Origin of the sequence: Bacillus cereus group sp. BfR-BA-01356 (assembly GCF_022663635.1) — a bacterium.
Lineage (GTDB): Bacteria > Bacillota > Bacilli > Bacillales > Bacillaceae_G > Bacillus_A > Bacillus_A cereus.
In genome coordinates, this window is record NZ_JAKUFX010000028.1 from 25102 (window position 1) to 46115 (window position 21014).

Genomic DNA, 21014 nt, shown 5'->3' on the forward strand with positions numbered 1-21014 from the left:
AATAAACAAAATGCTCCAATTATAGGTAAACTATTTCTAATCTTTTTTAACATAACATCCTACCTTTCTATAAAAAACATTTTTGTAAATATATAGAATATATGTTACTATTAACCTGTCTTATAAAATTGATTATAAAGGAGAAAGATATTATGTTCAAACAAAAGACATTAACTATTACTGCTGCATTTTTACTATTTGGTTCAATCTCTGCTCCAATTGCTCAAGCTGCAGAAGTCTCAACATCTATAGAATCTCCAACTAAGGCTCCATCTACCGAAGAAATTAACTTTACAGAAATCGAAACAGCTTTATCAGCTATTGAAAACATACCAAATGAAGTTTTAGGTCAAGGAAACGAAGCGATAGTTCAATGGTTCGAAACAGAAACTGGACTGAATGTTTCAATAGAGAACGATATATTAAAGTTTAATAGTATTTCAGCAACACAAATGAGAGGATTCAATACATCTGGATGTATTGCAGCTATAGGAATTGCTTTAGTTACTAATGGTATTCCTCTTACAAAAATTACAAAAGTAAAATCAGCTTTAAATGCCCTTGGTGGTACAGCAAACGCAGTTAAAAAAGTAAAAAAATATTATGATAAGTATCGTTTTAATGGTTTTTCTCGGAATGATTCACTAAAGAAAGCATTAAACAGCGCTTCTAGTGGACTAGCTAAAGATTTACAGAGTTCATTACTAGATTTCTTTAATTTAACTAACGTAATTGCAAATTGTAGCTAAAAAACAAAAAAGACTGACTATTTGGATAATCGCAATATAAAGTACATAACAATAGGGGTACAACATACTATGTAACTGCAAATGAAGCCTATGTGTATGTGAAGTAAAGGAGGGCCTACTCTATCACGAGTAGGCCCTTTTTTGTATATATTTTAAACGAATTAAATTAACCACCTGTGTGACCATGCGAGTATTGTACAACTTCTTCAGAGGATACTTTTGTTTCTTTTGGTGTGTTTGCATTTCCTAAGATTAAGGTAAAAGCAGTAAATATTCCTAACGAATAAAGAATTGTTTTTCTCATTTTATTGCCCCCCTAAATGATTTTTTTCGCTCATTGTAGAACATAAATAGAAATACTCACTTGCCTTCACATGATTATTTTCACGATAGAATTTTAGTGCTAATTTTTCATTATATTCCTTTACATACTCATATATATTTTCTCGTTCAAAATACACATTACCTGCTAATACAATTTTTTCTAATTCTTCCGCACATACATCTTTTGCTATTGCTTGTGAAATTTTAAAGTGATGTTCATATTCTTCATTTTTCAGATCCGCACTAATTTTCAAGCCTTTCTCAAACAATTCTAATGCTTTTTCTTTTTCCCCGATTTTTTCATGTTCACATGCTGCAATCAATATAGCCTTATAATCATTTGGTAATTCTTTAATGACTTCTGAAAGGTGAAGAATAGCTAAGTCTGATAGCTTTTGGTTTGCGTACATAAACCCTAAATTGTGACGCACATATAAGATAGCCTGTTCTTCTTTTTGTTTTTGGAATATATTCATTGCAGACATAAAAAATTCCTCAGCTGTTTCAAACTCTTTTAAATGTGTACAGATAAGACCAGATACGTTATTGCAATATCCTATATTTAGTTCGTATCCGTTATATGTAGAGAAGATTTCTTCCGCTTTGGAAACTTGTTGAAATGCAGGTATATATTGCTGATGGTGACAGTTAAATGTAGCAAGTTTGAAATAAAACTCCGCATGCTCTAACTGATCTGGTATATCCCTTAGTTTTATTTCAGCCTTATCATAGTAAATTTCAGCTAAGTTGTAGTTTCCGATTATCGTCGAATGCATCGCCTTAAAAAAGTAATAGTAATATATAAGAGAATCATCTGCTGGAATATTAAAAGATTCGATTTTGTTGAAACTATCTTTTCCAATACTTAAACTATCAATTAAGTATTGATGACGAAAATCTAATAGAGAGTAGTATAAAAGTAAATTTTGATCTTCTTCCATAATTTTTATTTTTTTATCAATTTCAGTTTTTAATAGATATGCATTTTTTAAGCGTCTAGCGCGAATTTCAATGTACCATTCATTCAGCATTTGCATGATTTGTTCATTTGTTTGTGCCTGAACCTCCATACAACAACCTCCTCTTTGATTGACAATGTTTATTATTTCCATCTATTTTAACACGCCTATAGATATATATAATTTTAATAACTTGATATAATATATGCAGAATATTCAGTTTTTATAAGTGTATATAGAAATCATATTTTAACATATATCATTTAATTAAGACCATATTAATTTAGAAATAACATAAGTAACAGCAGGAAGAAAAAACATAAGCGATAACGTTCCATAGTACCAAATACGGTCTGATTTACATTCTTCAATACCAAACCACTCATTTAATCCCTGGTACTTTTTCGCAAAGAATGAGCGGATTGTTCCGAACAGTTCCTTTTTTCTACGTGTTTGTGATAGAATAGGCTCACTATTAGTTAATTTGAATAGGGTATTTGACATTGTTAAATCATCCTTTCAGATTTTCGAAGTGTAGAGAACGCTCTTTCGTTGCCGCCAAGCTGTGAAGAGTGTTCTCTTTTTGTTTAATTAAAAATCCATTTCTTCTTTATCAGATTCATCAATTCCACCTTCAATTACTTCGGCTTCTACAATTGTTCCTTCTGATAAAGTGGGTTCGTCGATTTTTGTTTCCTCTTGTTTTTCTGCTTCTGGTTTCACAACAATAGATCCATTCTTCATTTCCTCTAAAGTAGATTCTATATTGTTTAACTTGTCCATTAGCACACGAATAAGTTGCTGATCTTTGTTTTGATTTTGCACTAAATCAACAACATATTCAGTTAAATTTCTCTTTGATACCTTTTCGTTTAGAATCTCATAAACGTTATCGGGCATATTTTTGCAAGTTAACTGCATCTTTTTGCGTTTTTCCATCTAAAACACACCTTATGCTTCTACTTTTTTTGTTTCATCAATACTACGTAACTCCAAAGCATTTAAATTGATTGTACGAGCTGTCGGAGCGAAGACTTCGTTATCTTCTTCCTCAATAATGTCATTTAAGAAGAAATGATTGTTTTGAGCAGCTTCTTCACTCATATATTTTAATAGACTTTCTTTAATGTATGGATCTAAAATTGGTGCTTCTCCACCAAAGTAAACGAATTTCAACACTTCATCGCTAGAAGCTGGGATAAATTCATTTAATACTTGAGTTACAAGTAATCTTGCATATTCATTTAACATTTCTGTAATTTGATTTGTTAAATCAGTTTCTTCACCATTGTTTTCATTTTTAAGCTTGTATGTCTTTTCCTTGTAATTTTTTACAATAAAGTTTTCAAATGAACGTAGGCTACTGAATTGTTCTATTAATTTTTCTGTACGGAATTCTTCAATATTACCTAAATACGGCTTAATATCGATTACTTTAAAAGAGTCACGGCTTGTTGGAGTTGTTAATCCAACACCTAACGCTACTGCATCTGTTGAACCACCACCAATATCTACTAGAACTACTTTAGAGTTTTCAAATTGAGTAGCAGATTTACGTTTTTCAATAGTAATTGCTTTTGCGTTATCATCTTTTTTAACCATTCTATATTTAATAGCGTGACGAGCGATTTCAGATTCAATTCTGCATTTTGCTTGTTTAACATTAATTTTTAATGTGCGTTCCATTCCTGGTGTATGTACTGTTACAACGTGTTCTTTTAAGAAACGGTCCGCCATTTTATTTTGAGCAACACTGAATTTAGACTCTCGTTTTAACAGCCAAATTGGTAGCATCATGCTCATGTATTCAATGTCAATCTCGTTACTATCCTTATTCCCTTTCAGCGCGTGATAATAAGCCACGGCACTTAAAAATGATACGTAAGGAATTGGACTTTTAATTTTGTCATGCATCCGTTTAACATGTACGTTTGATATTGTTTGCGAAACTGCTGCTTCACCAACTAGGAAATACTGTTCTTCTCCATCAATCGTTGTAGAAATTAGCATTTTCTTTAAAAGATCTTTAGGCTCTTTAACAGATTCTACAAAATACGTTTCCGCTTTTTGTTTACTAATAGGTGCTACGTTTGTTGGCATCTCAAAATAGTAACCATTTACCATGAAATTGTTATTACTGTTACCAAAATCACCATTAAATCTTGAGATATTCAAGACATTTGATACATCCATTTTTCTTCCTCCTAACAATAAGTGGTGCTTAACCACTACTTATATTTTAATTCTACCATAGTTTTCTAGAATTTCAATAGAAACCATTCAATAAACACCACTTAAACACCACTAATCTATAAAATTCACGATACAAGCACTACTTAAACACCACTAGACTCTAAAAAAACAAAAAAAGAAGTAGTAGCAGGGCTACTTTAGCCAAAACTGCCACCACTTCTTTTTTTGTGTTGCTTTTATTTCTAGTAATATACCTTTTTGCTCCTGCATTTCACGTACTGTCTCCATTAACTGCTGATCTCGTTTTTCCAACTTCTCATCGATGTATGTTTTTAAGGAGCTTAACTCTTCACGAAACTGCTCACGATCCTTTTCTAGCAGTTGTACTTGTTGTTGTAACTGTTGCAACTCTACCGGCGTGTGTGACGGCTCAGCCGTAATAACATCTGTCTCTTTTAAAACATGTTTTGTAACTTCCGCAACGCAATCGACTAAAGCCATACCAGATTTAGCATGTAACATTTGCAACTGTTGCATAAGTTCCAAGTCTTGTTCCGAATATCGTATTTTACCTTTTTCTTTAGTAAAACGAATATCGTGTGCATAAAAGAGCGTGTTATATTTTCGAAGTGTTTCAGTCGCTATTCCAAGTTTCTTTGCTACCTCTGCAGTAGAATAGCTCTTTTCTTGCGATTCCCCCAAAGACACTATATGCATGGTAAACACCTCCCATATCTAATTTCTAGTAAGGGAGGGGATTCCCCTTGTCTTCGTCAAAAAATAACAAGAATCCCTTAATGATGTATTTTAAGTTAAATATATTTATACGGTGCGTGAAATTTTATATTATAAAATATATATTTCTCTTCGATTAAAAAAATGGTAGAATATAGATACCCAGAAAGTTCTATGTAGTTTGTGAATGGAAGATCGTCAGTAGTGACGGTCTTCTTTCTTTGTGTATAGATACTGTCGATTAGTCTTTTGTCACGGGAAACGCGTGATTAACATAACTTATTATATGTTTTGTTAATTAGGAGGTACTTTATGACTAATTCAGATATGATTTTACGTTTACTTACACAATTAAAGATAGAGCATCAGGAATTGAAAGCGCAGTTAGAAAAATTACAGTTAAAGCTGACAGCCCTTGAGAGGGGGAACTCAAATAAAAAAACAGTTGTTGCCAAACAAAGACGACCTTCTAGATTCCCAACATCTTTTCATGAGTGGAGAACATCTAATAATAGAGATTAGAGATTCTTGCTATAGAGGATGTAAAAAATGAAGTTCACATACTTGTGTGGATGTATTATAGAAACTGTGTATAAAAAAAGACAACTCTCATTTCTAGCTATAGAATAAGAGTTGTTTAAATATGGACAATTTAATCATCGCATAAAGTAAGGATAATTTTATATTATCATATATATTACAGATTAATATTGAGAAAGTTTTATATTAGATTAAAATGATGCAACCTATGAGATTTAAATTTACTCCTGTACGATTATAAGCCCTTTGCTGTTTCAACAGTCTTTAGCCTTTACACTAAGTATATTTAGATAAATAACCATATCCAGATTACGATTATACATACTGCAACTGGAGCGAATAATTGTCGAAATAACTCTCTGTCAAAATACCTACTTACAATTATTCCTAGGAGGGCTATGATAACTATAGGGGGACCAAAATATAATAAAATCTGGCCGCCTATATTATTCATACTTTGATTAATAAGTTCAGTACTAAATGACATATACTATTTCCTTTCTTCTATGTCTAACAAGATTATTTTTTTAGTGCATCAATTTTATTATAATACGGTGCCTTATTAAATTATTTAGCTAAAAACATTGTACAAACCTCCTGAAGCAATTTTAAACCATCTCGTATAGTTTTCTATCCTCTAGTAATGAAAAGGTAAGAAAGAGTTGGTACGTCATCTGTAATCTATCAAAGATTTCCGTCATACTCTCCAGCAATTTCAACCTCTGCATCAAGTAGTTCTTCATTTTGTTCTGGATCTTCAGAATCAACATATGTTCTACATTTTGCATAGAGCCATATGTTCATTGGTCGGTTATTAACAATTTCAACTTCATCAAAATCGAAATCAGCATTTCTTAGCAAGTAGTCCTCAATAATTTCTTGTAAATCTTCCTCATTGATTTCTAATTTTCTTTCCACAAATCCTTCATCGCTATAGTATTTATTTGGAAATACGTTACGCATTTTCTTAAATTCCACCTTTCATTTCTGAATTTTTATATTAAAGTTTATACCTCTACAGTGAAAGCTCATGTATAGCAAACTGGTACATACTCTAAATTCATTTTTTGAGCGACAAAATAACGACTAAATCCATCTTTTAACAACTTCGTCTCTTTATCTATAAGTATAGGTGTATCTATTGTTCCTGTTTTCTTGATGGATTCAATTACACTATCCTGCTTCTCTTGTCTAGGTGTGGATGTTTTGAATGTTTCTCCTAGTACTATTTCTTTACATAACAAAATATCTTGTGTGCCTTCTGGTGGATGTTCGATTGGCGACTTTTCAACTGTTTTATCTTCTTGTGTAGGTTTAGATGGTAACCCTTGAATTTGCATACAGATCACTCCTATTTCTCCTGGACACTTCTCTACAGATACATCTAATGTAGGCTCTCCTTGAACAAGTAATTTTGTATGTTTAAATCCATCCGGATTCATCTCTATTTTATTAAACTGTTTTTTACTCACGAAAACAGTATACGTAATGGGTGTACTTTTGAAAGGTATTCCCTTAGGTCCAGTTGGACTACCTTTTTCAATCATTTCAAATGCAAAATATGTATTACAGTCTCTAGCTTCGCTTTTAGGCATTCCTGTTAGTGTAATTTTTTGTGGCATAGTAATCTATCCTTTCTGTTTCAGATGAATTATATATGAATCTCATCCATTAAATTTTTCTCATATCCCAACTCAAATGAATTGAACTTTTCTAGTGCTTCCCACGCGCCTACATATTCTAAAATCGCAGGGACGTCTCTCTTTGATTGATAGTAAATAGTCTTTGCCCTTTGTACTTTTAAATCCGTTTGTAACTTCTTAGGTTTTATATTTAACTCTTGATGCAATACCCTACATAAATTTTGTAACACGTCTACAGAACCGTGGAGTCTTAAACGAGGACGTACTAGAATACCTCTTTTGGTCTTTTCTCTCATAATTCCTACATCATGCCGTAATAGTATGTATGTCTTTACAAAAATGGACTCATTGAATTCTCCTGTAGGAAATAACCTTTCCTGTTGTAATCTTGGAGTCCATCCCATTTTAATAGCTTCTTGTATAAAAGGGTTCGATATATCAAAGTGACATTCCCATTCTGTAAATCCTTTATCTTTTCTAAAATAAGATCGAGGTGCAGTTGCTCCAAATATTAAATTTGAAAACTTAGATACAACATGAAACGATTTATGGAACAATTCAAATCTATTATCTCCCTCATGAATATGACCAAATCTCCAAATAACCCCCAAAGCTTCTGAAAATTTATCTGTTTTAATAAATTGACGAAACCATTCTTGTTCACTAGTCATTCAATACCCACCTCGAATATTAATCGCGTTTATATTTTTTTAATACCTCTTCTAAACGTTTACGCTCGTCTTCTAAATTTGTTTCAGCTTGTCCATTACCTTCCACAGTTGACGATGTGATATCTTCTTCCCCAACCCACTCTGGAACCATTTCTTTACGTACAGTTTTACTATATTTTTTAGTTACCGCTTTATTAGCCTTTCGACTATTATTATGCTTTTTTTCATATTCATTTATATCTTCTAAATTATGAACATTAGCAGCATTCCATTTTTCTAGGATTCTATTTATATATGCAAAAGGATGTTTTGCTTCTGCTTCTGCACTACGTTTAATTGCTTCGATAACTAACAAACTAGAATACTTTGTTTCTAATGTTTTAAGTTTGTTTAAAAAATATGTAGATGCATTAGGGTTGATTTGTTTCAAATAAAAATTAGAAGGAGAAATATCATTTTTACTACTACTACTACTAATTGTATTTAAAGATGTATTTAAAGATGTATTTAGGGACTCGTTCGCTTCAGTAGTATCAATAGATGCAGCTTCTAAATCGGTTCGATTTTCGAACTGCAATTGGTTCGATTTTCGAACTGCAATTGGTTCGATTTTCGAACTGCTTTCAATAGTTCGATTTTCGAACTGCTCTTTTTTTTCTTCTTCATCTGCATTTGATTCTTTTAATTTTTTGTTTACTTTTTGCCATTCAAACGTTAATTCCCAAGGATAATCAGCAAAATCTTTAATGTTTAATCTGTATGCAAATTTACCGTTGATTTCTTTACGTTGAATATAGTTTTTTTCGAAACATTTTTTCAAAGCGTTATTTACAGCTTCTCTACCAAGTGAAGTAGCTTTTTGAATTTCAGAATATGTGAATTTTAGACTGTTACCGTGACGATTCCATCCAAAAGTATGACGGATCATAAAACCGATAATTTTAACTTCTGCGATTGTTATACGCTTAGATAGTAAAATTTCATCGTAAAATTCGTTAGGGGTTTGCGTATGTGATGTTGGGGCTGTGAACCCTTCAAAAGTATTTTTAGACATAATAAAAAATCCTCCATTTTCCACCCCGCCCAAAAATGGGTATAGGAAATTAGAGGATTGTAGTTCACATTTTTAAAAGTATATGCTATCATAAGTATAGCAAGACACATTTAAATATGTTAATACAAACCTCGTTTTCTAATTTTCATCGGTTAGGGTAGGCGGCCAAACTTACAAAAACCTATGAAAATTCTGTCGGGGTTTTTTGTTTTTTATTTATATGAAATATTTAAAGTTTTAAATTTACATTTGCAATTTATGTATCTACTTCTTTATGATAGCAGAGATTTGCTGAAAAAAGAAGAGTAAAAGAAAAGACCGTCGTTTGATGGTCTTTTTTTGGTATACATAGATTTTTAAAAAATAAAACTGCCCCCAATTAGTTAGATATACAAATTGGGGGCGGTTCAAATGCCTGCAAGCGTAAAGGCGTTTCTAAACGTAAGTAACAAATATTAATAACCGATCACCTTATGGTAGCAATTACTGGAAGAGATGTTAGCGCATCTCTTCTTTTATTTTATGCAATTAAGTTAGAAGTTAAACTCTAATCATAGAGAAACAAATAGTCAAATAAAAGAAAAGACACTCAAATGAGTGTCTTTTCTTCGACTTGATAACCACTTTAATTTTAATAATATGGATTGGACTTCCATCCGAAGATAATTCTAGCATATTTTTCGGAAAATCAAATCCCCTTCTTTATGAGTACTTAATTACTTTGTGTATAACTTGTTTATATTTTTTAAACTCGGCATCTTCCGTGAATAAATCTAGATACCCATAATATTAAATTACCGTTTAATTCCTAAAGTGGATTCGGTTTTACCTAAACTCTCTATAGCTTTTGTAAGTTTTGTATCTGATAGATCCACGTTTTTTCTAGCAGCATCAGTTCGGTCTTTCATTGGTGCAAGTTTATCGATACCTTGAATGATATTTTTAGCAGCATCAGCTCTGTACATAGCAGCTAAAGAAAACTCTCTTTTAAAGGTATTTATATTTTCTTTTAATTTTTCATCACTTAGCTTATCGCCATTTGAAACTTCTTTTATTTTTTTGGATAAATCAGTGTACTTTGTTTGAATAACATTCATCTTTTCTTTAATTTTAGTTGGATTTTCATTTGGATTTGATCCGTTTTCACTCCACAATGGTTTCCAATCATTTTTCCAAATAGTATCGTATTCTTTCATCATCTCATCCAATTGTGGTTTGACTTCTTTTTCGTATAAAGCTTTATCATCGTTTGTGTCACTGCCACAGGCAACAAGGATAAACATTAATAAAGTACTCATTAATAAAATTGATATTTTTTTAAACAAATTATGTCCCCCTAATATATATAATTTAATATTTTAATATTAATAATAACAAATAATTATTATGAATAGTGTCATTTGTTTTCAAATAAAGCATAAAAATAAACTCCTTTTCCTAACCGTACATGCAAATATAGGAATCCTAACAATGCGTATGCAATATTACATATTTCAACAAATACTATAAAATCAACAAAAGCAGTGTAATTTTCACTATTTTCTGTATATTAAAGAATATTTTACCTCTTTCATTGGAAAATGGAGGGATGTAAGATAGAATCAGACAAACAAAAAAGAGCCGCTAAGCTCTCTCTGAAAAAATTATTGAGATTAAAGTACGTCTTTGTTATTACGTAACATTTCGACATACAAAGATAGTTGTTTAGCAAAACGTCCTTGCTGACGACCATCTAAGTCATTGTAGGCTCTTTGGACATCGCTTAGTAGTAAATCAAGTAAAGGGTCGTTTTGTTCGTTCTCAAAGCCAAGGAGGGTATCTGTTGAAACTCCAAAAATGGAACATAAACATTTTAAACTTTCTACATCTGGCTGATGCCGATCTGTTTCCCAATGTTTAATTTGACCTTTGCTAAATCCATATTTCTCGGCAAATTCATCTTGTGTTAAACTTAATTTTTTTCTAAAAGATTTAATCTGTTTCCCAATGGTATTCATATTTTGAGTATAGTAATTTCAGCGTTTGTATACCACAAAAGTTAGATATACTATTTTTTTAGAACTAAAAGTTATTTTATCGATAATTATAAAATAAATAAGAACGAAAGTTCTGTTTTGTGGTAAAGTATGAAAAGTGAAGTCTTTATTGTGTAATTTGCATAAGTTATTTTCAAAAAATAATATTGGGGGGTTAAAAAATAGATAATTGGATGGTTTCATTCTCAATCAATTATGATAATATGTTTTGATATTAGAATTTTGGAAAAATATTTTTTTCAGAAGAAAAATTGTTGAGAAAGTTTTTTTGTGGACTGATTCACATATATATACGTGTTATAATTTTAGTATATATATTATTGTAAATAAATTTGTATCAAGGGTTGAAAAAATAAAAAACGGACGTAAGAAAAGACCCACGGTGTAAGTAGTGCTAGCCACACTCTTACACTGCCCCTATCACCCTAGGGAACATTGTCGCGGATCTCTTACATAATTATAACACATCTTAGATTAATAGTAGCGCGTTTTCCTTTATATGTAATTAATAAATCGGGGTTTACGTGTCTTTTTGTCCAAAGGGAGGACAAAAATTGTGCAAGGGTTATTAACCAATATGAATGAAAAGTTAAAATCAAATGGTTATACTAACAGAAATTTAGCTAAACGATTTGATGTAACGCATACTACGGTAAATGGCTATTTTAAAACAAAAGGTAAATTTGATTTCATGCATTTTGTAGATGCGCTAAGATTATATCAACCGAGTGACATTGAATTCCGTAGAAAATGGATAAAAAAGATAATACCTCATTTATCGCACAAAAATTTAAAATTAGCATTAGAAGTACTAGATATGTTCGGAGAGTATGACCTTCAAAAGCTGGTAATTGAAAAAATAATGAGTTCACGAACAAAAAAAGGTGATTCTTTAACTGTACGCACCAATGCAAAGATTGCTGAGTTTTATCAATTACTCAGACAAAGAAGTGAAGGTACTATCACTTCAAGGGATTTTTTTAATAAGGTCGAAAAGATTAGGAATTCACAAAAAAATATGGAAAATGATTTGATGATTATATCAGATTTTAGTGCGATGTATTCGTATTTAGATTTTAGTAATTATCAAAAGGTTAATGAATATGTCGAAAGCGTATCACCCCGAATTGAGAAAGTTTCAAAACAGACAAATAAAAATTCATTTTTACTTCGTGTGAAAGAAATGCAAGTGTCTATTCATTTACATAACAAGGGAGACTTGGATAAGGCACGGGAAATTTGTTTGGAAATTATAAATGACCCTTTTAATTATTATGTAAGTACAAAAGCGATCGCTTATTGTAAGTTAGGTGAGAGCTATGCGTTAATTGATTATGAAAAGGCGAAATATTACATTTGCAAGGCGCTTGAAATCATTGGGGAACCAACTAATAAAAAGTTAAAAAAAAGAATAAAAAAAATACTAAATGTTCTTTTGTTTCTAAAAATACATCACGGAAAAGAACTAGATACAATCGATCGTATGAAACTTGATTTAGCAGAACTTGCGTTTTTTTATATAAGAATAGGGAAAAAAGAAGAAGCTATACAAATACTTAGAGGTCTTAAAAAACAAAATGGTTACCTTAGTAGTTTTCAGTTGTATTATATGGGGCTTGCAGTTGGAGGGGAAGAAGGGAAAAGATACCTAGAAATGTCGGCCGAAAGCTTTTCTAAAACAGGCGATTTTTTCTATATGTCTCTACCTATTAATGCGTTAAAATGTTATAATCAGATTATATAAGTCCGAGGCGGTGAAATGTTTGAAGTCCAAGTTATTTAAAGTTATTTTAACAATTGCGGCAGTCGCTACCTTTACATTTGCGCCAGCTACAAAGCAAGATAAGGTTAAAAATGCGGAAGCGCCAGTAATGTATTCGGATCCAAATCCGGGTGGCGGTTGATTTTTATAAATAATAATATTAAAAATGACACTATCATACTTGATAGTGTCATTTCTGCTTTATAGAGAGTGGAAACTTTTTTGATGAATCAATATAAAAAACGACAAAATCTTTCCAGCTTGGGCGGTGCACATAAAATAAAGAGGATGTAGGGGGAAATAGTAATGAATGTAGCAGTAGTAAACGCTGAAAAAAGTGTAGTGTTAAATAATTCGAAAGAACGATTAGCAAATAATTTGTGGGAGTTATTGGTGCAAGGGGAAATTAAAGAAGATACAAATGTAAAAAAACAATTTGTTACTATAGAAAATGCAATTATGTCTAATAAAAAACACGACCGTTAGCGACTACTAACAATCGTGTTTTATTTTTTATTAATACCAAGAGCCGCTTCGAACATTCTCAAATACATTTCTTGCTCATGTTCGGGCTTATCTTGAAGTTCTTGAAATAACTCGTCGAATTTTTTTCTTAATCTTTTATGTTGTCCGCTGTCTAATCGAGGATCATCGGAGAAACCAAGCAAGTAATCAGGAGTACATCCAAGAGCTTCTGCAAATTTAGAAACGTCTTTTTCACTTCGATTTTCTTTATTGTTTTCAATACCGGATATAGTAGATTTTTTTAAGTTAACTGCCAATCCTAACTGCTCTTGTGTCCAACCTCGCATTTTTCGTACGTATTTTACCCTATCTCCACGCATAAGCACTTCACCCTTTTATCTAAAAGTCCCTTACTTTACCATTCTAATTATGAAATCACAACAATATTGTATTATAAAAGTTCGGTTTAAGCAAACTTTTGTAATAATCAATAAAAAAAGTTCGGAAATCTCGAAAAAATAAGTTCCTATTTTCCGAACTTTTTGGTATGATGTTAATTGTAAAGAATAAGCGAGGTGAAATTAATGAAATTTGACAACGAGAGATTGTCTACCATGCTTAGGAGAAAAAAGATTAAACAATCGGAGCTGGCATCTATAATAAATCGTGCGCCATCAACGGTTTCAGAATATGTTAATGGTACTGGTTCTCCAGGGGTTAGTGCTTTGACTGCAATCGCTCAAGCCCTAGATATATCAATAGATAGTTTATTGAAAGCTGATGAAGAAACAAAAAATATGTAATGTAAAAATCGAACTTTGTACGATTTATTTTTTTAATAACAAGTTCGGAAATCAGGAACTTTAAGGAGTGAGATTATGAGTCAATTACAAGCAATACAGCATCCGGTTAGTCATTGGGTATTCCTAGAAGGAAATGAATTAGTGACTGACAGTTTAACTGTTGCAGGGGTTTTTAATAAGCGTCATGCAGATGTACTGAAAAGTATTGAAACCTTAAGTTGTAGCGAAGATTTTAGCAAACGAAATTTTTCGTTGACTGAATATAAAGATGCTCAACAGAAGGTAAGACCTAAGTATCTACTTAAACGAGATGGTTTAATGTTTCTAGTTATGGGCTATACGGGTGAAAAGGCGGCTCAAATGAAAGAAAGTTACATTTATGAATTTAACCATATGGAACAAAAAATCAAACAGAGTATGCATCCATTACAAATGATTCATACAATTTCATCTGAAATGATGAAACAAGATGAACGATTAGAAACAATTGAAAATAAGTTAAATGAAAAGATGACGATTGATAGTTATCAACAAACAACGTTACTAAACGCGAAATTGCGTCGAGTTGAAAAGCTTTGGGGAGAAGAACCGAAAATTCGCCAAGCATTTGAAGATAAAAGAATTTTACATAGTCGAGCATGGAAGGATTATAAAATGGCTTTTGTAGTTCCAAGTTATCGTGATACGAAAGAAAAAGATTTTGAAGAAGCTTTAACCTATCTAAAAGCTTGGAGACCAGGCTTAGTATAAGCAAAAATATGGGAGGTTTTACAGGTGCCAATAGATTTAAATAGTTTCGCAGATGGAGCAGTTGCAGAAAGGTTTGACGCAGAATTTGAACGCGTCTTAGAAAATATGTCAGATCCAAACACTGATCCAAAGAAGCCAAGAACTATTACATTAACACTTTCAATAACTGGCGATAAAAAGCGTGAAGTTTGGGATTGCCAGGTGCAAGCAAAATCCAAGTTAGCACCAACAATAGAAGTTGGTTCGAAAATTCTTATGGGCCGTGATCACAGTGGGCAAATTGTTGGGCAAGAACTTGCTTCTGGTGTAAAAGGTCAGTACTACATGGATATGGAGGGCGATGTTGCTAACGATGTAGGTGAAAAGGTAAAAACAGAGGAAGCTCCAACAGAAAATGGAGTAGTAGATTTCCGCAAAACAAAATCTAACTAGTAAAACGTAAAGGGGAAATGAAAAATGATTAAACAAGCAATGGAGTACTTATTAGAAACAGCCGGAGTAAGAATTGAAAAGGTTAATGAACGTCCATATTCAACTCAACCATTATATGCGGTAAAGGAACCAACAGCAGTAGGAATTACAGTTAACAGCCTTTCTGGATTAGTAGATTACATCAAATCAGAGTTTGATGGGGACCAGCCTTTAATGATCCATGTTGAAAATCCTAAAAATGTTTCATGCTTTACGAAAGTTAATGATGATTATAACCGTAGCATTTTTATGGAAGCTAAAGCTCTTACGCCACAGTTTACATTTGAACGATTCCATGATGCGGAGAATTTTAATATCAGCTTACAATCTGCATTTGTAAAGAACGATGATCGTGATGTGACACTTAAAGTAGTTGGGAACATCAGAGAAGAAGCGGTAAATCAAATTGGTGATGATGGTGTCTCTCAATCTGTAGTTGCTCAAACAGGAGTCGCTACAAGAGCAAATGTAGTAGTACCAAACCCTGTAATGTTACAGCCATACCGTACATTCGTTGAAGTTGAACAGCCGGTAAGCCCGTTCGTATTCAGAATGCAAAATGGGCCAAGGTGTGCATTATTTGAAGCTGATGGTGGTGCTTGGAAATTACAAGCGATTGAAAATATCAAAAAGTACTTAGTTGAAAAACTAGCAGACGAAATTGAAAGCAAAAAAGTATTTATCATTGCTTAATAGCAATTTATATAACTTTCAGCTGCACCTATAAACAGTGTGGCTGGAATTGAGGTGAAATAGATGACATTAGCCGATAGGGTACTTCCAGAGCATATACAAATAGCTTGGCCTTTAGAAAAGAAGTTACGTGAATACATGCAAAATCAAAAAATATTACTTCGTCAGTGTGATAGGACAATGGCTACGGGCGATATAACAGCCGCACGAGAGTTAAAAAAACTAAGTGATAAACAATTGGAAGAATCAAATGCAGTAGAAAAAGAACTCATTGAATTGTACAAGAAAAAACAGAAAAGAGATCAAGAGCATAGAAATCAAGAACGAAAGAATGTATTGGATGTAGCGGATCGCTTGGAATCGATAGGCGGTAATCCGGTAGTGGTTGAACAAATAAGAAAAAACGCATAAAAAAAGATCCATCGTATTGATGGATACTCAAAAAAATTAAAGGTAGATATAGATTTGGATTTGAAAATAATTTTACATTTGCAATTATAACACAGTAAATACGCAAGCGGCCAAAAAAATGTGTATTTATAAAAATATAAAGATTAATAAATTTTAGAATATAGATGATATAGCAGGGAGTTGAAAGTAATGGATGGTTTGTTGTTCGATAATAGTGAATGGTGTGATATCTGTAGTGCAGTAATTCCAACTGCTGATGTGAAAAACATGTACATTGAGGGATGCGAGAAAACGCTTTGTAAGTCTTGTCGGGGTGAAATGGAGCTGACATTAAAAGTAGTTGAAACGCTAGTAATTAAAGATATGTTAACGGCTCTAATAAAAAGATACGGCATGAATAAAGTGCGTGATTTTGATTTGATTAAAGCTGAACAATACGTGAAAGAAAATAAAATATCTTTAGAGATTGAAAAGCGTGGAGGGAAGTTTAACCAGGAGAAGTTAGGTGAATTTGTATCCCTTTCTACAAATGAAATTATAGGAATTCTACAGTACTTACAGAAGAAGATTGGCAATCATCTGTGGATGAATGCAGTTATCGGTGCGTTATTAGATAGAGGGATTGTATACACGCTGAAGTTAGAAGAAGGTGAGCACCATGACGGAGCAACTGACATTCTTGCTGGATGATTTCACAAATACAACTACAGTGATGAAAAATACAAGAGTTAAAGATATTAGGGAGCAAGCAAAGCCATTTGATATAAAGAATGCTCATGCGAAGCACTTGCCAGGTCATGCAGGATTCGCTGATGTACTTGCAGTTATTCCATGTGATGTATGGAGCGCAGACGAACTGCCACGCTCTGTAAAGCAGGATAATCACTTTGATATGTATATCGACTATGTAACAGCGTTATGGCGGTATAGACGAGCGCAGGATAAAAGTTTCTTTTGGGACGAAGCCGAAGAGATTTGCAAAGCTGCGAGGGAATCGCAGGAACCGCAGCCATTACGAATCTACTTTGATAGCGGATTTAAACCGCAATATGTAACTAAATATTTGGAGGGTTAAAAATGAAAATTGTAGCAGTTATTGTACCAGTACCGCAGTTTATTAAAACACCATTCGAATTAGGGGATTGGGTAGCGTATGAATGTAATGACTACACAATGTTTGCAGAAGTAAAAGCAATGGAAGTTGATAGAAATAATGGTCGTATCAAAATTTTAGGGGTTTGGGGAAATCACAGTGTAGCTAATGAAGGTGATAAAGGATGCGAATATGCAGATCAGTGCCGTTTAGCAACAGAAAATGAACAGTATTGGGAAGAGCGCCGCAGAGTCTTCGCTAAGAAAAAGAGAAGAAATAATGAATTTCATTCGGGAGACTTTTGTAATGATGGAAGTCGTGTTTTAACTGTATGTCATCAAGATAAAGATACAGGAACCGTAACGGTTTTTGTAAACAATTCAGATGAAAAATATGATGCAGAACCGCATGATTTAGAAATACTGTTCTTTGCAGAAGATGCTGCAGGGTGAATTGGTAAAGAGTATATTTAACTTTTTTGGAATATTGGGAATTTAAAAGGTGAAACAAGATATTGCGTAAAGAAAAATTGATTGGAAAGTTAATAGCTTTAGAGTGTTATAAGACAAAGGACCGCCAGTTGTGGGAATTGGACGAACTAGAATTGGCGGTCTTACTCGTTATAACGATCATAAAACGGTTAAAGGAGAATGGAAGCATGAAATTTGAAATCTTATGTAATTGTGGAATGAATATAGCAGCGGAACTAGATAGATCGGAGCAAGAAAAGGGGAATGCTGCAGTACTTCCCATCATCACTACAAAGGATAACGGAATCCAGGGTGTTATGGTCCAAACAACAGAAAAAGAAATTCAAGTTACATGTACAAATTGTAATGAATCCGCGCGATTCTTATTGGAACCAGAGAAAAGAGTGGAAGAAAGTCCAATTCTTGAATGGTCGAAAGTCTCATTAGTTAGCCAGGAGGGAGAACGATGAAATCTACATATAAGTATCATATTTCAACAGTCTTTCCTCAATGGCGTTGTAATCACATTGTTGTAAAAGAAAATGAAAAGATGGCGAAATACCATTTCTACAAGCAAATTAAACAGCAAGGATTTATTAATATGCCATTCGAACAGTTTGAGCCATTTATCACTTGTGAATATAAAGGTGTTGTTGATATAGCAACCTTGTTTGGTAAAGAAGAGCCGTTCCGAAAGATGTGTAAATTTAGAAGAATACCATTTGCTAAACGTGGAATGCGTGTCGAAGTCCAGGGAAGAATAGGGACGATTGTTGGGAATTGCAAAAACGATTTGTTTGTTGTCCTGGATGATAATCCTCATAAGTTTAGATTCAATCCACAATGGGAGATTGTCTATTTCAATAATGATGGCGAAATCATTAAAGATTATCGCAAAGGAGTATATGCGCAATGAGACATACGACTAACTTGCATATCATTACTAAAGAAGAAACAAGCCAAACATTTGATATTAGTGAATTAATGGAAATGCAAAAAGAACTTGATAGACGCATTGGTTATAAGGGCAATGACAAATTAGACATGCTGTTTCGTGCATTATTAGTGGAGATTGGCGAGGCTTGGAATGAAACAAGAGCATTTAAAATGTGGAGTGTAGGGTTTGGGACTCCTAAAGAAGGGCTGTTGGTTGAATTGGTTGATGGTTTTCATTTTCTCATGAACATTGTAATTGAATTAGATCGCCATACATTAAAGCGTAGAATAGCAGCAATGTTCCGCGAACAATACATTATGAAGAAAAATATATTAAGCGTAAATATGCTATTTGAATGGTATATGCAGGATATTTTAACCGCCAAACGTGCGTGGTGCCAATATAGAGATTTAAACGTAACTCTAACACATTTGCATAAGGCTTTCGGTATTTTTTTCCGTCTTTGTTACTTGTATGGGTACAAATTTGAAGATATTGTACAAGCCTACAAAGATAAAAATAAGGAGAACTTTGAACGTCAAGCGAGTGGATATTGAGTAAAGAGGAGGATGGGTTTTATGAAATCGTCATATGAATATTATGTCACTCCAGAAGATTATGAGGTAGCAGCTAAGCATGGGGTTAGTCGTAAATTATTAGAACATAGGATTAGAAATTTGGGTTGGGATAAAGGTTTTGCAATGACTGAATCACCTCGAAAAGCGTCAGAATGGTCTAAAGTGAAAGAGATTGCTTTGAAAAATAATATAGGAAGAACCACATTTAAGGGAAGAAGAAAAAGAGGTTGGAGTTTAATAGATTCAATAACTAAACCTCCACTGAGTCGAGAGGAAACTTTGAAGCGTGCGAATGAATGTAATCGTGTATTGACAGATGAACAAATACAAAAGGCAAAGGAAAATGGCTTAAGATATAGTACAGTTTACGATCGGATTAAGAAATTGAAATGGAATATAGAAGAAGCGTTAACAACGCCTGCTTTATCAACAGAAGAACGTATGCGGAGACTAAAAGAAAATTCTTGTTGGATTAGATTGTAAATTATATATAAATATTTGTTATTAAGTAGGTGGTGTAGTGGGATATACGTTCCTATTTTTACTGGGTTGGATTATAGGTGTACTAACAGGTCTGACTGAAAGATTATCAGAAAAAATAAAGAAAAATAGGAAAGAGGAATGGAAAATGACTGAACTAGATTTGTATAAATTTTGCGAAGACAAGGAAATGGATTGGCGTGGAGATCAACTTATTATCTGGCTTTACTTTTCGGAATTAGCAGATTGGACAGAGTTAGTTGGTCATGAACATTTCGATGAAGGTGGTATGGAAGTACATCTGAAAAGTAATTGTATTGCATTTGAATTATGTGATATTTGTGAAGATTGGGAGATTGACCCGAAAAGAATTTTAAAGAAAGAAAACTAAACAAAATAGTTATTTTGGAGGGAAATGAAAGTGGAGAAATGCAATTATGTTGGATGTAAAAATGATGCAACAACCAAAGGTTTTATATTCGCTAGAGATCCACAAGGCAGGAAGCATCTTCCAACAGATGTATACGCTTGCGATAAACATAAAAAGTCTTCCAGTTTTTTTGAATATAAAACTGCTAAAACAAACTAAATTAAACTCTTATTGTACGAGCAAAAATAAAAGAACCCGTTTGTTATAAACGGATTCTTCCCTTAAGGTGTGCAAGGAATACAAGGTAACTGGCCTAGGGAAAACTGTAGAATCCCTTGTGATTGTAATGTATGCAAAGGAATCAATAAGGTTAATGAATTTTAAACAAAATTCTTATTTTAGTAGGAAATATTTAAAGAGAAGGACCCACATTAAGGGGGTGGGTCCTTTTAATGAAGCCAGGCATATATACTAAGCATATAGAGATTAACTATATATTACCAAAAATGGATTTAGATTTCTATGTATTGATTATTGAGAAATAATTAATAAACATTTCATTTTATAAAACGAGCACCTGTGCCAGAGTGCTCGTTTTATAAAATGACGTCATTCATTATGTTATGTTTGTGAGTCATGAACAATTGAATGATGCGGCAAGTAAGGTTCAAAACAGTTTATGTAGATGCTAATAAGTAGGTGCCTGTACTAAAAAACAGCTAGCAAAAAGCTAACTGCTCTTAAAAAGAAGTGAAGAAATACAAGGGAGGATTATTTGAGTTCTGGCTTATCGCCTATGTATAGTATGCGCTATGTAATAAAGGGTA

Annotated in this window: 32 protein-coding genes and 1 pseudogene; 20 read left to right on the forward strand and 13 right to left on the reverse strand. The window is 32.9% G+C overall.

Translation table 11 applies throughout. The annotated features are described in order from the left end of the window. Positions 1 to 152: 152 nt before the first annotated feature. Together MR168_RS12425 and MR168_RS33650 are read left to right on the forward strand one after the other, a co-directional pair. A complete protein-coding gene (locus tag MR168_RS12425) occupies positions 153 to 749 on the forward strand; it encodes a hypothetical protein (RefSeq protein WP_242291310.1) in 597 nt (198 codons plus the stop codon). Positions 750 to 778: 29 nt separating this feature from the next. Beyond that, a pseudogene (locus tag MR168_RS33650) lies at positions 779 to 856 on the forward strand (N-acetylmuramoyl-L-alanine amidase); the annotation flags it as partial. A 59-nt stretch (positions 857 to 915) separates the two neighbouring features. Here MR168_RS33650 and MR168_RS12430 read toward each other — a convergent pair. From MR168_RS12430 to MR168_RS12455, 6 genes are all read right to left on the reverse strand, one after another. Beyond that, the gene (locus tag MR168_RS12430) at positions 916 to 1053 is read right to left on the reverse strand and encodes a hypothetical protein (RefSeq protein WP_242291311.1); all 138 of its coding nucleotides are present in this window, start codon (positions 1051 to 1053) and stop codon (positions 916 to 918) included. A gap of 1 nt (position 1054) precedes the next feature. After that, complete coding sequence (locus MR168_RS12435) at positions 1055 to 2143, reverse strand: response regulator aspartate phosphatase (RefSeq protein ID WP_242291312.1); 1089 nt, start codon at positions 2141 to 2143, stop codon at positions 1055 to 1057. A 156-nt stretch (positions 2144 to 2299) separates the two neighbouring features. Further along, complete coding sequence (locus MR168_RS12440; protein WP_242291313.1) at positions 2300 to 2536, reverse strand: hypothetical protein; 237 nt, start codon at positions 2534 to 2536, stop codon at positions 2300 to 2302. Positions 2537 to 2623: 87 nt separating this feature from the next. Then, positions 2624 to 2971: a hypothetical protein gene (locus tag MR168_RS12445; protein WP_098223654.1), complete on the reverse strand. Its 348-nt coding sequence runs from the start codon at positions 2969 to 2971 to the stop codon at positions 2624 to 2626. Between the two features lie 12 nt (positions 2972 to 2983). Next, the gene (locus MR168_RS12450; protein WP_170959355.1) at positions 2984 to 4225 is read right to left on the reverse strand and encodes a ParM/StbA family protein; all 1242 of its coding nucleotides are present in this window, start codon (positions 4223 to 4225) and stop codon (positions 2984 to 2986) included. 192 nt (positions 4226 to 4417) lie between these two features. Then, a complete protein-coding gene (locus MR168_RS12455) occupies positions 4418 to 4942 on the reverse strand; it encodes a DUF3967 domain-containing protein (RefSeq protein WP_242291314.1) in 525 nt (174 codons plus the stop codon). A 330-nt stretch (positions 4943 to 5272) separates the two neighbouring features. On the opposite strand from MR168_RS12455, the gene MR168_RS12460 reads away from it, so the two are divergent. Continuing rightward, entirely contained in the window at positions 5273 to 5482 is a 210-nt protein-coding gene (locus MR168_RS12460) for a preprotein translocase (RefSeq protein WP_242291315.1), read from the forward strand. 702 nt (positions 5483 to 6184) lie between these two features. Here the strand turns inward: MR168_RS12460 and MR168_RS12465 are convergent. The 6 genes from MR168_RS12465 to MR168_RS12490 all read right to left on the reverse strand — a co-directional run bounded on the left by MR168_RS12465 (position 6185) and on the right by MR168_RS12490 (position 10865). Further along, positions 6185 to 6463: a hypothetical protein gene (locus MR168_RS12465; protein WP_098223658.1), complete on the reverse strand. Its 279-nt coding sequence runs from the start codon at positions 6461 to 6463 to the stop codon at positions 6185 to 6187. 65 nt (positions 6464 to 6528) lie between these two features. Beyond that, positions 6529 to 7122, reverse strand: a complete 594-nt coding sequence (locus tag MR168_RS12470; protein WP_242291316.1) for a ParB N-terminal domain-containing protein — start codon at positions 7120 to 7122, stop codon at positions 6529 to 6531. Positions 7123 to 7151: 29 nt separating this feature from the next. Beyond that, complete coding sequence (locus MR168_RS12475; protein WP_242291317.1) at positions 7152 to 7814, reverse strand: hypothetical protein; 663 nt, start codon at positions 7812 to 7814, stop codon at positions 7152 to 7154. 19 nt (positions 7815 to 7833) lie between these two features. Continuing rightward, positions 7834 to 8868, reverse strand: a complete 1035-nt coding sequence (locus MR168_RS12480; protein ID WP_223266690.1) for a DnaD domain protein — start codon at positions 8866 to 8868, stop codon at positions 7834 to 7836. 794 nt (positions 8869 to 9662) lie between these two features. After that, positions 9663 to 10193: a ribonuclease gene (locus tag MR168_RS12485; protein ID WP_242291318.1), complete on the reverse strand. Its 531-nt coding sequence runs from the start codon at positions 10191 to 10193 to the stop codon at positions 9663 to 9665. A 327-nt stretch (positions 10194 to 10520) separates the two neighbouring features. After that, positions 10521 to 10865, reverse strand: coding sequence for a helix-turn-helix domain-containing protein (locus MR168_RS12490; RefSeq protein ID WP_001092095.1), 345 nt, complete (start codon positions 10863 to 10865; stop codon positions 10521 to 10523). 616 nt (positions 10866 to 11481) lie between these two features. Between MR168_RS12490 and MR168_RS12495 the strand changes: the two genes are divergently transcribed. The 3 genes from MR168_RS12495 to MR168_RS12505 all read left to right on the forward strand — a co-directional run bounded on the left by MR168_RS12495 (position 11482) and on the right by MR168_RS12505 (position 13152). Next, complete coding sequence (locus MR168_RS12495; protein ID WP_281979796.1) at positions 11482 to 12648, forward strand: AimR family lysis-lysogeny pheromone receptor; 1167 nt, start codon at positions 11482 to 11484, stop codon at positions 12646 to 12648. A gap of 19 nt (positions 12649 to 12667) precedes the next feature. After that, on the forward strand, positions 12668 to 12808 hold the full coding sequence (locus MR168_RS12500) for a hypothetical protein (protein ID WP_000837442.1): 141 nt from the start codon (positions 12668 to 12670) through the stop codon (positions 12806 to 12808). Positions 12809 to 12972: 164 nt separating this feature from the next. Beyond that, on the forward strand, positions 12973 to 13152 hold the full coding sequence (locus MR168_RS12505) for a hypothetical protein (RefSeq protein ID WP_001099889.1): 180 nt from the start codon (positions 12973 to 12975) through the stop codon (positions 13150 to 13152). Positions 13153 to 13172: 20 nt separating this feature from the next. Here MR168_RS12505 and MR168_RS12510 read toward each other — a convergent pair whose 3' ends face one another. Beyond that, the gene (locus tag MR168_RS12510; protein WP_001213815.1) at positions 13173 to 13511 is read right to left on the reverse strand and encodes a helix-turn-helix domain-containing protein; all 339 of its coding nucleotides are present in this window, start codon (positions 13509 to 13511) and stop codon (positions 13173 to 13175) included. A gap of 204 nt (positions 13512 to 13715) precedes the next feature. On the opposite strand from MR168_RS12510, the gene MR168_RS12515 reads away from it, so the two are divergent. The 14 genes from MR168_RS12515 (at position 13716) to MR168_RS12580 (ending at position 20406) form a co-directional block, all read left to right on the forward strand. Continuing rightward, positions 13716 to 13934 (forward strand): helix-turn-helix domain-containing protein, encoded by a 219-nt coding sequence (locus tag MR168_RS12515; RefSeq protein WP_224414150.1) that lies wholly within the window; start codon positions 13716 to 13718, stop codon positions 13932 to 13934. A gap of 75 nt (positions 13935 to 14009) precedes the next feature. Beyond that, positions 14010 to 14684 (forward strand): Rha family transcriptional regulator, encoded by a 675-nt coding sequence (locus MR168_RS12520; protein WP_242291320.1) that lies wholly within the window; start codon positions 14010 to 14012, stop codon positions 14682 to 14684. A gap of 24 nt (positions 14685 to 14708) precedes the next feature. Next, entirely contained in the window at positions 14709 to 15116 is a 408-nt protein-coding gene (locus MR168_RS12525; RefSeq protein ID WP_103629706.1) for a replication terminator protein, read from the forward strand. 24 nt (positions 15117 to 15140) lie between these two features. Next, positions 15141 to 15848, forward strand: coding sequence for a hypothetical protein (locus MR168_RS12530; RefSeq protein ID WP_242291321.1), 708 nt, complete (start codon positions 15141 to 15143; stop codon positions 15846 to 15848). A 63-nt stretch (positions 15849 to 15911) separates the two neighbouring features. Continuing rightward, positions 15912 to 16259, forward strand: coding sequence for a hypothetical protein (locus MR168_RS12535; protein WP_242291322.1), 348 nt, complete (start codon positions 15912 to 15914; stop codon positions 16257 to 16259). A 189-nt stretch (positions 16260 to 16448) separates the two neighbouring features. Then, positions 16449 to 16949 carry a hypothetical protein gene (locus tag MR168_RS12540; protein WP_242291323.1) on the forward strand — a complete coding sequence of 167 codons (501 nt, stop codon included), beginning with the start codon at positions 16449 to 16451 and terminating at the stop codon, positions 16947 to 16949. Continuing rightward, the gene (locus MR168_RS12545) at positions 16918 to 17334 is read left to right on the forward strand and encodes a cell division protein SepF (RefSeq protein WP_242291324.1); all 417 of its coding nucleotides are present in this window, start codon (positions 16918 to 16920) and stop codon (positions 17332 to 17334) included. The genes MR168_RS12540 and MR168_RS12545 overlap by 32 nt, the downstream gene beginning before the upstream one ends. A 2-nt stretch (positions 17335 to 17336) precedes the next feature. After that, positions 17337 to 17804 (forward strand): hypothetical protein, encoded by a 468-nt coding sequence (locus MR168_RS12550; RefSeq protein ID WP_242291325.1) that lies wholly within the window; start codon positions 17337 to 17339, stop codon positions 17802 to 17804. A 62-nt stretch (positions 17805 to 17866) separates the two neighbouring features. After that, on the forward strand, positions 17867 to 18292 hold the full coding sequence (fbpA, locus tag MR168_RS12555; RefSeq protein WP_242291326.1) for a Fur-regulated basic protein FbpA: 426 nt from the start codon (positions 17867 to 17869) through the stop codon (positions 18290 to 18292). Continuing rightward, entirely contained in the window at positions 18289 to 18738 is a 450-nt protein-coding gene (locus MR168_RS12560) for a hypothetical protein (RefSeq protein ID WP_242291327.1), read from the forward strand. Before fbpA ends, MR168_RS12560 begins: the two co-directional genes overlap by 4 nt. Beyond that, positions 18735 to 19316: a dUTP diphosphatase gene (locus MR168_RS12565; protein WP_016090380.1), complete on the forward strand. Its 582-nt coding sequence runs from the start codon at positions 18735 to 18737 to the stop codon at positions 19314 to 19316. Before MR168_RS12560 ends, MR168_RS12565 begins: the two co-directional genes overlap by 4 nt. 21 nt (positions 19317 to 19337) lie before the next feature. Next, a complete protein-coding gene (locus MR168_RS12570; RefSeq protein ID WP_242291328.1) occupies positions 19338 to 19820 on the forward strand; it encodes a hypothetical protein in 483 nt (160 codons plus the stop codon). A gap of 37 nt (positions 19821 to 19857) precedes the next feature. After that, a complete protein-coding gene (locus tag MR168_RS12575) occupies positions 19858 to 20208 on the forward strand; it encodes a hypothetical protein (protein ID WP_242291329.1) in 351 nt (116 codons plus the stop codon). Between the two features lie 30 nt (positions 20209 to 20238). Beyond that, on the forward strand, positions 20239 to 20406 hold the full coding sequence (locus MR168_RS12580; protein WP_016099134.1) for a hypothetical protein: 168 nt from the start codon (positions 20239 to 20241) through the stop codon (positions 20404 to 20406). The last annotated feature ends 608 nt before the right edge of the window (positions 20407 to 21014 follow it).

Coding starts and splice junctions, on each gene's coding strand:
- MR168_RS12425 (WP_242291310.1), top strand. CDS start 153: ATGTTCAAACAAAAGACATTAACTATTACTGCTGCATTTTTACTATTT.
- MR168_RS12430 (WP_242291311.1), bottom strand. CDS start 1,053: ATGAGAAAAACAATTCTTTATTCGTTAGGAATATTTACTGCTTTTACC.
- MR168_RS12435 (WP_242291312.1), bottom strand. CDS start 2,143: ATGGAGGTTCAGGCACAAACAAATGAACAAATCATGCAAATGCTGAAT.
- MR168_RS12440 (WP_242291313.1), bottom strand. CDS start 2,536: ATGTCAAATACCCTATTCAAATTAACTAATAGTGAGCCTATTCTATCA.
- MR168_RS12445 (WP_098223654.1), bottom strand. CDS start 2,971: ATGGAAAAACGCAAAAAGATGCAGTTAACTTGCAAAAATATGCCCGAT.
- MR168_RS12450 (WP_170959355.1), bottom strand. CDS start 4,225: ATGGATGTATCAAATGTCTTGAATATCTCAAGATTTAATGGTGATTTT.
- MR168_RS12455 (WP_242291314.1), bottom strand. CDS start 4,942: ATGCATATAGTGTCTTTGGGGGAATCGCAAGAAAAGAGCTATTCTACT.
- MR168_RS12460 (WP_242291315.1), top strand. CDS start 5,273: ATGACTAATTCAGATATGATTTTACGTTTACTTACACAATTAAAGATA.
- MR168_RS12465 (WP_098223658.1), bottom strand. CDS start 6,463: ATGCGTAACGTATTTCCAAATAAATACTATAGCGATGAAGGATTTGTG.
- MR168_RS12470 (WP_242291316.1), bottom strand. CDS start 7,122: ATGCCACAAAAAATTACACTAACAGGAATGCCTAAAAGCGAAGCTAGA.
- MR168_RS12475 (WP_242291317.1), bottom strand. CDS start 7,814: ATGACTAGTGAACAAGAATGGTTTCGTCAATTTATTAAAACAGATAAA.
- MR168_RS12480 (WP_223266690.1), bottom strand. CDS start 8,868: ATGTCTAAAAATACTTTTGAAGGGTTCACAGCCCCAACATCACATACG.
- MR168_RS12490 (WP_001092095.1), bottom strand. CDS start 10,865: ATGAATACCATTGGGAAACAGATTAAATCTTTTAGAAAAAAATTAAGT.
- MR168_RS12495 (WP_281979796.1), top strand. CDS start 11,482: ATGAATGAAAAGTTAAAATCAAATGGTTATACTAACAGAAATTTAGCT.
- MR168_RS12505 (WP_001099889.1), top strand. CDS start 12,973: ATGAATGTAGCAGTAGTAAACGCTGAAAAAAGTGTAGTGTTAAATAAT.
- MR168_RS12510 (WP_001213815.1), bottom strand. CDS start 13,511: ATGCGTGGAGATAGGGTAAAATACGTACGAAAAATGCGAGGTTGGACA.
- MR168_RS12515 (WP_224414150.1), top strand. CDS start 13,716: ATGAAATTTGACAACGAGAGATTGTCTACCATGCTTAGGAGAAAAAAG.
- MR168_RS12520 (WP_242291320.1), top strand. CDS start 14,010: ATGAGTCAATTACAAGCAATACAGCATCCGGTTAGTCATTGGGTATTC.
- MR168_RS12530 (WP_242291321.1), top strand. CDS start 15,141: ATGATTAAACAAGCAATGGAGTACTTATTAGAAACAGCCGGAGTAAGA.
- MR168_RS12535 (WP_242291322.1), top strand. CDS start 15,912: ATGACATTAGCCGATAGGGTACTTCCAGAGCATATACAAATAGCTTGG.
- MR168_RS12540 (WP_242291323.1), top strand. CDS start 16,449: ATGGATGGTTTGTTGTTCGATAATAGTGAATGGTGTGATATCTGTAGT.
- MR168_RS12545 (WP_242291324.1), top strand. CDS start 16,918: ATGACGGAGCAACTGACATTCTTGCTGGATGATTTCACAAATACAACT.
- MR168_RS12550 (WP_242291325.1), top strand. CDS start 17,337: ATGAAAATTGTAGCAGTTATTGTACCAGTACCGCAGTTTATTAAAACA.
- MR168_RS12560 (WP_242291327.1), top strand. CDS start 18,289: ATGAAATCTACATATAAGTATCATATTTCAACAGTCTTTCCTCAATGG.
- MR168_RS12565 (WP_016090380.1), top strand. CDS start 18,735: ATGAGACATACGACTAACTTGCATATCATTACTAAAGAAGAAACAAGC.
- MR168_RS12570 (WP_242291328.1), top strand. CDS start 19,338: ATGAAATCGTCATATGAATATTATGTCACTCCAGAAGATTATGAGGTA.